General features: G+C 36.8%; 9 protein-coding genes. 1 reads left to right on the top strand and 8 read right to left on the bottom strand.

Features of this window, described 5'->3' with window-relative positions; translation table 11 throughout:
- Positions 1-95 precede the first annotated feature (95 nt).
- The gene (locus QSV08_RS13795; protein WP_324024031.1) at positions 96-3,434 is read left to right on the top strand and encodes a VCBS repeat-containing protein; all 3,339 of its coding nucleotides are present in this window, start codon (positions 96-98) and stop codon (positions 3,432-3,434) included.
- A gap of 25 nt (positions 3,435-3,459) precedes the next feature.
- On the opposite strand, the gene QSV08_RS13800 is transcribed toward QSV08_RS13795, so the two are convergent.
- From QSV08_RS13800 to QSV08_RS13835, 8 genes are all read right to left on the bottom strand, one after another.
- Entirely contained in the window at positions 3,460-4,893 is a 1,434-nt protein-coding gene (locus QSV08_RS13800; protein ID WP_324024033.1) for a sulfatase, read from the bottom strand.
- A 52-nt stretch (positions 4,894-4,945) separates the two neighbouring features.
- Positions 4,946-7,003 carry a chitobiase/beta-hexosaminidase C-terminal domain-containing protein gene (locus QSV08_RS13805; RefSeq protein WP_324024035.1) on the bottom strand — a complete coding sequence of 686 codons (2,058 nt, stop codon included), beginning with the start codon at positions 7,001-7,003 and terminating at the stop codon, positions 4,946-4,948.
- 1 nt (position 7,004) lies between these two features.
- Complete coding sequence (locus QSV08_RS13810; protein ID WP_324024037.1) at positions 7,005-7,799, bottom strand: FN3 associated domain-containing protein; 795 nt, start codon at positions 7,797-7,799, stop codon at positions 7,005-7,007.
- The gene (locus QSV08_RS13815) at positions 7,796-8,830 is read right to left on the bottom strand and encodes a 6-bladed beta-propeller (protein ID WP_324024039.1); all 1,035 of its coding nucleotides are present in this window, start codon (positions 8,828-8,830) and stop codon (positions 7,796-7,798) included. The genes QSV08_RS13810 and QSV08_RS13815 overlap by 4 nt, the downstream gene beginning before the upstream one ends.
- Positions 8,830-10,323, bottom strand: a complete 1,494-nt coding sequence (locus QSV08_RS13820; RefSeq protein WP_324024042.1) for a DUF1501 domain-containing protein — start codon at positions 10,321-10,323, stop codon at positions 8,830-8,832. The genes QSV08_RS13815 and QSV08_RS13820 overlap by 1 nt, the downstream gene beginning before the upstream one ends.
- A 2-nt stretch (positions 10,324-10,325) precedes the next feature.
- The gene (locus tag QSV08_RS13825; RefSeq protein WP_324024043.1) at positions 10,326-12,671 is read right to left on the bottom strand and encodes a PSD1 and planctomycete cytochrome C domain-containing protein; all 2,346 of its coding nucleotides are present in this window, start codon (positions 12,669-12,671) and stop codon (positions 10,326-10,328) included.
- A gap of 188 nt (positions 12,672-12,859) precedes the next feature.
- Positions 12,860-13,387, bottom strand: coding sequence for a ribosome maturation factor RimM (rimM, locus tag QSV08_RS13830; RefSeq protein ID WP_324024045.1), 528 nt, complete (start codon positions 13,385-13,387; stop codon positions 12,860-12,862).
- Positions 13,388-13,400: 13 nt separating this feature from the next.
- The gene (locus QSV08_RS13835; RefSeq protein ID WP_324024046.1) at positions 13,401-13,976 is read right to left on the bottom strand and encodes a 30S ribosomal protein S16; all 576 of its coding nucleotides are present in this window, start codon (positions 13,974-13,976) and stop codon (positions 13,401-13,403) included.
- Positions 13,977-14,246 lie beyond the last annotated feature (270 nt).

The raw sequence follows: 14,246 nt of genomic DNA on the forward strand, positions 1-14,246 counted from the left end.
AGTGAAACCTCTCATAATAGTTGAGTTAATTTTTATTGAGTTTGAAAAGGAGAGGAAACTCTCCTTTTTTTTGTTTAAAATAGTATCTTGTAATTATGAAAATCAGGCATTTATTTTACTTCTGTGCATTACTGTTTTTATGTTGCGAAAAAGCGCCTAAAAAGATTGAGAACAACAACACACTATTTACGCTACTTAAATCAGATGTAACTGGTATTGATTTCAATAATATTATTAAAGACGACAAGGATAAGAATATATTCGCTTATGCAAATTTCTATGGCGGTGCCGGTGTTGGTGTTGGTGATTTCAATAATGACGGACTAGATGATATTTTCTTTGCAGGCAATATGGTTCCCGATAAATTATACCTTAATAAAGGCAATTTAACTTTTGAGGATATCACAGAAAAAGCTGGAATTAAAAATTTCGATGGTTGGTCTACAGGGGTAACTGTGGCAGATATTAATAATGATGGTCATTTAGATATTTATGTAAGCAGAGAGCTTTATGATGAAAATCCCGAATGGCGTAGAAACTTACTATACATCAATAAGGGTGATGGCACTTTTGAAGAAAAGGCTGAAGAATTTCTGATAGCAAATACAGAAAGAACACGGCATGCTACTTTCTTAGACTATGATAAAGACGGATTATTAGATCTTTTCCTATTAACTCAACCACCAAACCCAGGTAGTCTATCTAAATATCATGATGCCAACAATCTTCTAATACCTGAATATTCTTTAAAACTTTATAAAAATAACGGAGATACATTTCAAGATGTTTCGGAAGAGGCAGGAATTAATAAAACCGGATTCCCAAATGCAGTTTCAGCTAGCGATATAAATAATGATGGGTGGCCAGACCTTTATGTTGCAAATGATTTTTATGCTCCAGATTTTCTATTTCTAAACAATCAAGATGGAACATTTTCAAGCATTGAAAAAAGCGCCTTAAAACAAACCTCATATTATAGTATGGGTGTTGATATTGCTGATATAAACAATGACCAAAACTTAGACATATTTGTTTTAGATATGGTTTCTGAAGACAACTTTAGACTAAAATCGAACATGAGCGGAATGAATATCGGCTCTTTCTGGAAAGTGGTCGAAGATGGTGGTGGTTTCCAGTATATGTACAACACACTACAATTGAATAATGGTAATGAAACATTTAGCAACATAGCTCAATTTACAGGTATGGCAGCAACCGATTGGAGCTGGTCTAACCTTATTGCTGATTTTGATAATGACGGACTTAAAGATACCTATGTCACTAACGGACTCCTAAGAGATATTAGAAATACCGATGCCGATAAAAATGTGGCGAACTACATAAATACGACCAGAGCTCAATGGCTTCAAAAGAATCCGAACGCTCAAAATGTAAAAAGCATTTGGGATATCGTCAATCTTGAAAAAGCAGTTAACATGGTTCCTTCCCAACCATTAAAAAATTATGCTTATAAGAACAAAGGCGACTTAGAATTTGAAAACAGTTCCAATGAATGGGGCTTAGATGATGAGTCTTTTTCTAACGGTTCTGCTTATGCTGATTTTGATAATGATGGCGATTTAGACTTAGTTACCAATAACATTAACAACGAGGCTTTCCTATATCGTAACAATTCAGAAATTCAATCAGATAAGAACTTTCTAAGAATCACTTTAAAAGATGAAGCTAACAAACCAACTTTTGGCGCTAGAGTAAACATTTACACTAAACAAGGTGTTCAAACTTTAGAATCTACAAACGTACGTGGCATTTATTCAACAAGTGAATCTGCTCTTCATTTTGGCCTAAACTCATTAACAAAAGTAGATAGCATTAGCATTCTGTGGCCTAACGGAAATACTACTATTAAAAAGAATATTAAAGCAAATCAGTTTTTAGAAATTTCTTCTAATGATTCTGAATCTACTACGCTTAAAACTGAAAAATCTGACACCTATCTTTTTGCAGATAGAACAACGACTTTCCCTGCTCAATTTAAACATCAAGAAAATAGCTTTGATGATTTTGAAAAGCAAGTTTTACTTCCACACAAACTATCGCAATTTGGTCCGGCATTAACTACTGGAGATATTAATAACGATGGTCTAAATGATTTTTATATTGGTGGTGCAGCAAACCAAGCTCCTGTCCTATTCGTACAACAAAAAGATGGTAATTTTAAAGAAAGTCAGACTGCTTTCTGGCAAAAAGAAGCAGGCTATGAAGATGTTGATGCGCTGTTTGTTGACATCAATAACGACGGATTCAAAGATTTGTATGTAGTAAGTGGCGGTAATGAATACCCAAAAAATGATTTCCATTATACGGACAGAATCTATTTAAATGAAGGTAATGGCACCTTTAAAAAAGGTGCGATACTCAATGCCGATAGAATTAGTGGGTCAGTTGTAAAAGCTGCAGATTATGATGGTGATGGTGATATCGATTTATTTGTTGGCGGAAGACATACGCCACAGCAATACCCGAATCCGTCTTCTAGTATGTTGCTTATAAATGACAACGGACAATTATCAAACAATACAGAATCACTATCTCCGCAATTATTAAATATTGGTATGATTACAGACGCCATTTGGAGTGATTATGATGGCGACCAAGATTTAGATTTAATTGTTGTTGGCGAATGGATGCCGATAACCGTTTTTGAGAATAATGATGGAAAATTCACCAAAATTGATGTTGGAGATTTCGACGCAACAAACGGCTGGTGGTTTAGTATAGAACAAGGTGATTTTGACAATGATGGCGACATGGATTACATCGCAGGTAATCTAGGTCTTAATTACAAGTACAAAACGAGCACAGACAAACCTTTTGATGTCTATTATAATGATTTTGATGCCAACGGCAACAGCGATATCGTTCTGGGGTATTACAACAAAGAAAAACATTACCCGCTACGAGGGTTTTCGTGTTCTTCGGAACAAGTGCCAGATCTGAAGAAAAAAATTATCAAGTACGATGCGTTTGCATCTATGGAGCTGAAAGATGTTTACGGAGAGGAAAAATTGAAGAACTCACTTCACTACTACACAGATACATTTGCTTCAGTTTATATTGAGAATACCGGAAACGGTCAATTTAAAATCAGCAACCTACCAAATTTAGCACAGCTATCTAACCTCAACGATATGCTTATTAGGGATTTTAACGGTGATGGAGCACTTGATATATTAGGAATAGGCAATCTATATGTTTCAGAAATAGAAACCCCGAGAAACGACGCAGGAACAGGTATTCTTTTACTCGGCAATGGAAAAGGTGCTTTTACCGCTCAACGCGGTTCTGAAATAGGGTTTTATGCTGCTAAGGATGCCAAAAAGATAACACCTTTATCAAATGGCAAAAAAGAATATATTTTAGTAGGTAACAATAATGATGCGCTTCAGTTTTTTGAATTAAACAAGAAGTGATTTCATTCTCATTTAAAAATTATAACTAATCAATAATTCCAGGAGCTCTAGTTTCCAGTCCCTCCATGTCTTTTAAAGAATCACCCAGTCGTACTCGCATTTCATCTACTAACTTTTGAATAGTAGCGACCACCTTAGGGTTACTTGCTGCAACATTGGTTGTTTCGCTTTCGTCAGATTCTAAATCGTATAATTCGATCTCAGCTAAATCCACCATTTTATACTCACCAGGCAAACCATCTTTACCAGGTTCTTGACCGTTCATGGTTCTGTACCGATGTGGAAAATACAATTTCCATTTACCATAGCGTACACCGAATAACTCGTTTACCCTGTAGTAAAAGAAATAAGCTTCTTGCGGACTCTCATCTGTTTTACCCGTAAATAAAGACCAACCACTTTTACCGTCAATTATTTCATCAGGTAGTTTTGCATTGGTAACCTCTGCCAAAGAAGGTAAAATATCAATTGCCATAAGTGGCGCATCAATAGTTATCCCGCTTTTAATCTCTTTTGGGTACTTAATAATAAAAGGTTCTCGCTGACCGCCTTCCCATCCGGTTCCTTTTCCTTCACGAAACGGATATGCACTACCAGAATGATTTCCATAAGCCAACCAAGGTCCATTATCCGAAGTAAAAATAATAATGGTATTTTCCGTCAATCCATTCTTTTCAACTGCCTTTATGATCTCACCAACAGACCAATCTAATTCCATAATAACATCACCATAAAGTCCCCTATTCGATTTTCCTTTAAATTTATCAGATACATACAAAGGCACATGAGGTTGTGGATGTGGTACATATAGAAAAAACGGATTGTTCTTATTTCGTTCAATAAAATCAACACTTCGTTCGGTAATTTCTGTCGTTAAGTTCGTTTGATCGGTAAGTGTATCAATCACCTTTTCATTTTCATATAGCGGCAATGGACCAAAATCGAAAATAGGTCCTTGTTGTGGATGCAATGGCCACATATCGTTCGAATACGGAATTCCGAAGTACTCATCGAAACCTTGTTTGTTTGGCATAAACTCCTTTGCATCACCTAAATGCCATTTACCAAAAATTGCCGTGGCATAGCCTTTAGCTTTTAGCATTTCTGCAAGTGTAGTTTCCTTTGGATTCAAACCCTTTTTACTATTAGGCATAAACGCATTATGAATACCGATACGATTAGGATAACTACCGGTAAGTATCGCAGCTCTTGAAGCTGAACAAACCGCCTGAGCCGCATAAAAATTAGTCAGCATTGCTCCATCTCTAGCCATTTGGTCAAGATTGGGAGTATCAATATCATCGGCTCCAAAAACACCAACATCATTATAACCCTGGTCATCAGTAAAAATTAATATAATATTCGGAGAAACTTCTTCTTTGACTTCAATTTCTTGACCAATGATATATTGACCTATCAAACAAGATAACAACAGCAAGTAGTTCAATTTAGAAGTCATATGGTTTTTTTAGCTATCTGAATTAACAATAAAAAAATATTTGCAAAGGCGATTAATTAAGCACTACTTCATCAATGAAAATCCAGCTTTTACCACCTGGATCTGTATGCCAAGCTGGGTTTTTCAACGGACTCTGTATTTGTAATTTTACATATTTAGCGTTAGTAGGTGCAACCTCTAAATCGAAAAAAGTAAGCTTCACCTCTGCATTCGGTTCTTCTTCACCCAATTCTTTTCTTCCAATTTCTTTATAATTCACTCCGTCTTTAGAGGCTGACACTACTAATGTCTTAGGATAGAATATCCAACTTGCGGGTGCCGATAAAGCACCAATTGATACTTTTGATATTTTATTCTGTTCCTTTAACTCAACAATTGCATTGAGGTGCTTACCTTCAAAACCTAGCCAATTGCCATCAACAAAGTTAGTAGAACCCCGTTTTTGATCGATTAAAGTTTTACCTTTTTGACCAGCATATTTCTCATTTGGTATGGTCAGTAAATTGACATTATTATAAGCGATGTTATTCTTAATGAACGTACGCTCGGCTATCACACTTGGCTTCCACTCCTTTTTTACAGCAATTGCTTTTACATTAGCAGTGGTTTGCAAAGTAATTTCAGCATCGTATTTCAAAGAAGCTTCTGTTGGTGTAGAGCCATCAATGGTATAGTATATTTCGGTGCCCTCAAAAAGGCTTTCAATTGAAATAGTGAGATGATCACTAAAAAAACTAACATCACTTATTATCGTAGGTGGGTCTAAAATAGTTGCTTCAAAGACATCTGCCCCAATTTGCTGTATGGTTAACCCAGGGTTATTTGTTTGAAGTTGCGTTAAACCATCTGTAGAAACACTTGTATTCCATAAATAAATACTCTGAAGTTTTTTATTCTTTTTAAGTTCAAGAACTAACTTGTCGGTCACTGCTGTACCATAAAGATTCAGTGATTCTAATAGTTCAAAATCAGACAAATCATCGGCAATAGCATCAGTTACATTAGTATGCTGTAGCTTCAATTTCAGTAAATTTTTAAAAGGTTTTAATTGCGACATTAACTCATCGCTGAAATTGCTAAATCCGAAATCCATTTCTACAATATTAGGAGCGTATTCCTCTAGAGCCTCTAACATGTCTTCCGTAATAGAATCCATACTCGACATATTCACCGCCAATAAATGATTTTTTCCAGATAGAGTCTGTACTGGTATACCCGCACCCCTAATATTTTGCAACCACTCTTTTGGTATCTCTACGGCGTCTTTGGCTAGAACAGCCAATGCAGAAGTATCTTGCTCAAGAGAAGTTAGTATTGCAGCTAATTTTCCTTCTCTTGGCAGCTCGTTCACCTTGCATTCAAAACAATTTTTATTTTCCAGCCACCATTCCAACAGTATCTTCTCGTTATCTGTTAATTGAACCTTCCCTTTCGGTGGCATGTGGTCTTCATTTTCTAAAGGCAAATGCACACGCTCTAAAAACATAGATCGCTCTTGACCTGCGATCGTATCTAAAAATCCGCCATTATCACCACCTTTCAATAGCTCATTGGGAGAATTCATTACCAAACCACCTTTTGCTTTGTTTGCATTATGGCAGCTCACGCATTTATCATCAAAAATTGGTTGTACTATTTGGGCATATACCTTCGCTTCTTGAATATTTGTAATTACTAGTTCTTCCTTTTCTTCCAAGAACAAATAATCTTCGCCATGGGTCATATTACCTCCAAAATGTCCTGTTAAACTTATTAAGCCTAAAACAACAAGAAACAACGAAATATAAGATTTACTCAACCAGGTAATTTTACTCCGTTTTACGAAATATAGTAAAACTGTAGTTACTGTAAAAGATACTGCCATCCAACGGTGCAGAAAAAGAGAATCTACATCATACCCACTTTCTTCACCCAATAGCCAACCCGTGCCCAATGACAATATCGCCGTAGCACCTGCTACCAATAATGTAAATTCAATGATTTCATCGAACGATTTTTTTGCAATAAATCGACTATATACTTCAAGCAAAAATGCCATCATAATAATACCGATGGGCAAATGAACAAAAAGCGGATGTAGGTGCCCTATTTGTATTCCTAATTGAATCATGCTATTGAATTATAATTTCGTCTATAAACAACCACGGCGTAGTGCCTTTACCTTGATGCCATTCTGGAATTCCGCTTAGTGGGTATATTACCACATTAAGAGTATTGTACGTCCCTTTCATTACAGGCACAGTCAAAAAAGTAGCCCCATTTGAAGCTTCTATTTCACTCTTAGAATAGGTTTCAGTTCCAATTAATTTTCCATCATAAAAAACTTCAATTCTACCGGGAGCGAAAATCCAGTTCGATTGATTGGTCAAAGCGCTAAGCACTACTTGTGACACCTCACTATTTCTTTCTAATTGAAGCATAGCCGAAACACTATCAGTTTGGTAACCCAACCATTGTTTATCTCCGCCAAATTGCGCACTTCCCTTCTTTAAATCCATTAACCCTGCAGCTCCCAAGCCAGAATACTTTTCACTAGGTTGCTGATTCAATACAAGTGATTTAATCGCACTTTTCTTGGCAATTTTAACTACTTCTAATTGCACCTCGTCACTTTCTAAATAATCAGGATGATACATGACAGCCTTTATTACAACACTCTTATCAATTCTTAATGGCTCATTATAAACTTTAGAGTCTTGATTCACTCCGCTTCCATCCAACGAATATTTTATAACCGAATTAGGTAAGTCTTTGGTAATTTCGAGTGTCGTAAATGAATCGAAAAAAACAGCGGAAACAATCATTTTCGGTGAAGCCAACTGAAACATTTCTGTTGCTGCATTTTGAGATATTACTATTTGACTCAACAACATTGTAAAAAGAGAAAAAATAGTTCGCTTCATCATATTCTATTCAATTTTATAGGATATGTTTTTCCTGAGTTCCACTGCGCTACATATAAATTATCATCATCGTCTACGCACACATCATGTGGATGCGTAAATATTTTGATAGATTGATACATTGGCTTCAACACATTATTCTCATAAACAGGAGTGCATCCACCTGGTGCAGAAATCAATTTATTGTCTTTATCTAAAATGGAAATAAAGCCAGTGCCATCAGATCCATCGCCAGACCAAATGGTTGCCAAATACACGTTATCACCCTTTATTACAGGTCTACAAATAAATGCTCCCGGCAAATTTATACTTTCAATAAATTTCCCATCCATAGTAAAGCGTTTCAACTTATTCTGTTGTCTGGCAGTTATTAATAGCTCCGGACTTTTCCCTCCTCTCGTATCAATACAAATTCCGTGGGCATTATTAAAAAGGTGGTCTGCATCTCCTTTACCACCAAAAGTTTGTAACAACTCGCCTTTAGCATTGTAACGCATTATATATTGTGCACCATAACCATCGGCGATATACACATCTCCGTTTTCGGCAATGGTAGTTTCGGTAGGTATGTATTGGTCTTTAGAGGTATATTTTCCTGATTCCTTCGGATAGGTAAAAACCTGTACGACCCTACCATCTATAGTTGTTTTAATAACTTCATGACGCGTATTATCTGATATATAAAGGAAATCTTCGCCATTTTCAACATTCAATGTCAACCCGTGAGCCCCCGGATAATCAGTACCCCAAGTTTCTAATAACTTGCCTGAACGGTCATAAACGATGATGTTATTTTTGGTGTGGTTCGTTAATAATAAAATTCGCCCTTTAGAATCTTGTACCATTTCATGGCAATCGTTCACCGGGTAGTAATTCGGATTTAGCGCACCCCAATTTAAATCAATCTTATACTGATGACTACCATGCCCAATAATGGCATCTTTATATGCTAATAAATTTGCACCCACAGAAGAGCAGGTCAATAAGCCTGCTGACGCTGCTGCAGTATTTTTTATAAAAGTTCTTCTCTCCATTAAGATAAAATATCTTTGATTACTTTGCCTTCTACATCGGTTAATCTAAAACGTCTACCTTGATATTTATAGGTAAATTTCTCGTGATCAATACCTAATTGATGCAGCATCGTTGCTTGAAAATCATGCACGTGCACTGGGTTTTCAGTGATATTATATCCAAATTCATCAGTTTCACCGTAAACAATACCAGGTTTAATACCACCACCGGCCATCCACATGGTAAAGCATCTCGGGTGGTGATCTCTACCGTAGGTGGTATCGGTAAGCAAACCTTGAGAATAGTTTGTTCTTCCGAACTCTCCGCCCCAAACAACTAAAGTATCTTCTAGCATACCGCGTTGTTTTAAATCGGCAACCAAAGCTGCCGAAGCTTGATCTACATCTTTTGCTTGTTTTTGAATAGCACCGGGTAAATTATCGTGTTGATCCCAACCCATATGGTACAATTGAATAAAGCGGACATCCTTTTCTGCTAAACGTCTAGCTAACAAACAATTTGCCGCAAACGTACCCGGAATCTTGGCATCTGACCCGTACATTTTATAAATATAATCTGGCTCACCTTCGGTATTCATTACATCTGGTACCGAAGTCTGCATTCTATATGCCATTTCGTATTGAGCAATTCTACTTTGTATTTCTGGGTCATTAGATTCTTGATAATGCTGATCGTTCAGTTCAGCCAATTTATCTAGCATAGACCTTTTGACATCTGCCGTAGTCCCCTTTGGGTCATTTAAATATAAAACAGGATCTTTTGCCGCTCTAAACTGCACACCTTGGTGAAGGGAATGTAAGAATCCGTTACCCCAAAGTCTGGTGTATAATGGCTGTCCGTTTGGTCTACCCGAACCTCTTGATAATAAAACCGTGAATGCCGGCAAGTTTTCATTCTCACTACCAAGACCATAACTTAACCATGAACCAATACTTGGTCTACCCGGTTGTTGAGAACCTGTCTGAAAGAAAGTAACTGCGGGATCATGATTTATCGCTTCGGTATACATCGATTTTACTATACAAATATCATCTACAACTTTAGCAGTATAAGGCAAAAGGTCACTAATATACGTGCCGTTTTTACCATGCCTTTGAAATCCGAAATTAGAACCTACAAGCGGGAATTTATCTTGACCGGAAGTCATACCCGTTAAACGTTGCCCGTTTCGAATAGACTCTGGTAAATCTTCACCTCTACGCTGATTTAAAAGAGGTTTATAATCGAACAATTCTAATTGCGATGGTCCACCACTTTGAAAAAGATAAATAACTCTTTTTATTTTCGATGGATGATGCAAAGAATCTAATACTCCTTTTACTCCAGCTGGTCCGCTATCGGCAGTATACAATCCGTTTTCTCCTTTTCTAAATAGATTATTACCAATTAATGATGCTAAGCCTATTCCACCGACTCCCATTGCTGCCTTTCCTAAAAAAGATCGTCTGTTTAAAATTAGAGAACGTTCCTCAACTATTTTCTTCTCGCTCATAATTAGCCTCTATTTATAGTTTCGTCTAAATTTAAAATTGTGTGTGCCGTTAAAGTCATTGCCGCCAGTTTCTCTTTATTCAGTTCTGCAGGCACTTCACTTCTACCGATACTTAAATATTCACTTACCGAGATTTCGCCGCTCTCTACTTTACCCAACATTTCGGTATAGTAATCAACTAGCGACTGCTCCTCAACTTCATTTGGTAATCGCGAGGTTGCTTTATAGAATAAGGTCTTTATCTGCTCATTTTCAGAATTGGGGTGCGCAGTCATTTCACCTACCGCTGCCACTCTTGCCGCTTCTACTATTTGAGGATCATTAAGTAATACCAAAGCCTGTAGCGGAGTGTTAGTTTCTTGTCTTTTTACAGAACAATAATCTCTAGAGCTACTGTCAAAAGTCATCATACTTGGTGGTGGAACGGTACGTTTCCAGAATGTATAAATACTTTTTCTATAGACATCTTTACCTTCACTTAAAGTATATGATGCGGTACTTCCACCACCACCACCGGTGGTTTCTTCCCAAATACCTTCAGGCTGATAGGGCTTTACACTTGGTCCACCAACTTCTTTATTCAACAATCCGCTAAATGCTAAAGCTTGATCACGAATCGCTTCAGATGATAAACGTAATCGCGATGCACGTGCCAAATACTTATTCTCCGGATCTTGTTCTAATTTCTCTTTTGTTGATTTTGTCTCTTGTTGATACGCTTCAGACATGGCTATGTATTTTAGCATCTCTCTCGTATTCCAACCTTCATTTTTGTATTTAATAGCTAAAAAATCTAACAACTCTGGGTGTGTAGGTAACGACCCTTGATTACCAAAATCAAACGAAGATGCCACAATACCACTACCGAACATTCGCTGCCACAACCTATTGACTGCAACCCTTGCCGTAAGTGGATGTTTATCTTCAAAAAGCCATTGTGCCAATCCTAATCTATTCTTCGGATAATCATCAAAGGGAAGAATAGACGAAGGAGTATCAGGAAAAACTTCATCACCATATTGATCATAAATACCTCTTTTCAATATAAAGGTAGACCTCGGCTGGTCCATTTCTTTCATCACCATTACTGGCACCTCTTTCATATCACTACTTTCAAGATTAATGAAGCCGAGGATGTCATCAACTTCTTTCGAAGTAACTTTTATATATGGTTCTGGTAATTCTGCAGCGTTTGCCAACAACCCTTTCTCAGGAATATTGTTAAAGAAGCTATAGAATTGAAAATGTTCTTTTTGACTGATAGGGTCATATTTGTGATCATGACAACGCGCGCATTCAAGGGTAAGCCCCAAAAATGCTGTACCCAATGTAGTATTTCTATCTTCAACATATTCAACCCGATATTCTTCCGGAATCACTCCGCCTTCAGCTGTAATTTTATGATTTCTGTTAAAACCGGTAGCTAATATTTGTTCTAAATTCGCATTTGGCAATAAATCTCCCGCTAGTTGATAAGTGACAAATTGGTCATACGGCATATTTTCTTTGAACGCATGAATTACCCAATCTCGCCAAGGCCACATGGTACGCTCAAAATCATCTTGATACCCATGCGTATCGGCATACCGCGCAATATCCATCCATTCTGCTGCCATGTTTTCTGCATAGTCTACAGATAACAATAATGAATCTATAATTCCTTCATACCTCTTTTGAGAAGGATCAGCAGCAAATCTCTCTAATTGATTTAAAGTTGGTGGAAGTCCAGTTAAATCGAATGTAATTCTACGCAACAATTTCTCGCTACTCGCCCGATCACTAGGGGTCATATTCTTTTCGGTCAACTTATTTAAAACGAAAGCATCAATTTCATTATTCCCCCATTCCATATCATTTTCCGGCACTTCTTGTGGTGCTGGTGGAATAAATGCCCAATGTGTTTTATATTCCGCGCCTTGCTCTATCCATTTTTCTAGAATCTTCTTTTCAAAATCTTCTAATACCAAATTAGATTCTGGCGGAGGCATTATGAGATTCGAGTCATCTGAATTAATTCGTTCAATTAATCCACTTTTAGAAACATCGCCTGGCACTATAGCAAAGTGATCTTTAAGATCCCCTAAAGCTCGATAAGCTTCTTCGGGAGAATGAAGCGAAAAGTCTCCTTCAACAGCGTCTTTATCTGGACCGTGACATATAAAACAACGGTCAGATAATATTGGTTTTACATGAAACGTAAAATCGATTTTTTCGGGAACACTGTTTAGACCGGCACTATCGTTTAATGCGATTGTTTTTTCAGATTTAGACGAACAACTCAACAATACACAGCAAGCAAGTGCTATAGTGATAAAACCGAGTGAGTTACTGATGGAGTTCTTGGTCATTGGTGCAGGTTTTTAATAACTGCATTGAACTTACAAACTTTACCATATAATAACAGTTAAAATTCGACCAATAACGAAGTAAAGAAGCTAGATACTACTAGAATTCATAAAAATGAAAACAAAATTTATCATAATGATAAAATATAAAGGTTGTACCTATTAAATTAACAATGAATATAGCAGGTAATTTACGAAAGGTATAAATCTACAAGGCCCTCTGGGGTCTTCACGAAAATACTTTTATTCTCGCGATCTATTTTGGTAATGATATCATCACTTACAGGTATAAGCAATTGGAAATCTTCTTTTTCAACTTCGAACAAAGCTTGAGCAGTAGTATCGTTTACACTTTGTACAATACCAATATCACCATGAACAGCATCAATCATTGTAAAGCCAATAACTTCGTGATAATAAAACTTGGTACCCGTAAGTTTGGGTAACATGGTAAGGGGTAAATAGAGTCCAGATTTCATAATGCGATCAGCATCAGATTCTGATTTCACTTCTTCAAAATCTATACGTAGTAAGTTCGATTTATGAAGTCGGCATTTTTTAATAAAAAATGGAACCAGATTGTTTCCTAAAGAAACGAATACTGATTCCATGTTTTCGTATATCTCGGGGTCATCGGTATCTAGTTTTACTAGCACCTCACCTTTGAAACTATATTTTGAAACGATATTACCTAGGTAGAAACATTCTTCCTTTCGCATCGTTTCTTAAAAATTAAGCTTTATCTTCTTCAGCAGCCGGAGCTTCTGGAGTTTCAACAACTTGCTCTGGCTCGCCAGCAGCTTCAACAGCTTCTACCTCAGCTTCAGCGTTTTCACCTTCAGCAACTTCTGGTAAAGCAGCAGCGGCAGCATCAGCAGCACGCTTATCGTTTACTTCTTTTTCTAATTTCAAAGCAGCAGCTCTTTCATCAGCTTTTACTTTATCTAAACCACCAACTTTGTTAGCAATAGAAGCTTCTTTTTCAACAACCCAAGCATTGAATTTTTCTTCAGCTTGCTCTTCAGTTAATGCACCTTTACGAACACCACCTAATAAGTGATGCTTTAAAAGAACACCTCTATAAGAAAGAATAGCTTTAGCTGTATCTGTAGGTTGTGCACCATTTTGCAACCACTGTACTGTATTATCGATATTAAGTTCGATTGTTGCAGGGTTTGTATTAGGATTGTAGATACCTAATTTCTCTAAGAATTTACCATCTCTTTTAGCTCTTGCATCTGCAGCAACTACCCAATAGAATGGTTTTCCTTTTTTACCGTGTCTTTGTAATCTAATTTTTACTGGCATATCACATTAATTTGTAGGGTGCCCGACCCTTGATTATTAATTCTAGTTTTTTAACTCTTTCGCACTCAGTGAGCAAAGCTAATCTGAAAGCGGCTGCAAATATAATTTAAAATACCGAAATGACAATCATGAATAATAGTTATTTAAATAACCATAAAAAGATTTCATTTCAATTCCGATGCAAAAATAAAGAAACACTCTCAAAACCTCAGCGAATACTAACAACTAAAGCTACTCACCCCTTTTTTACAAAAAATAGAATCTAATAAA

The sequence above is a fragment of the Maribacter sp. BPC-D8 genome (assembly GCF_035207705.1).
GTDB lineage: Bacteria > Bacteroidota > Bacteroidia > Flavobacteriales > Flavobacteriaceae > Maribacter.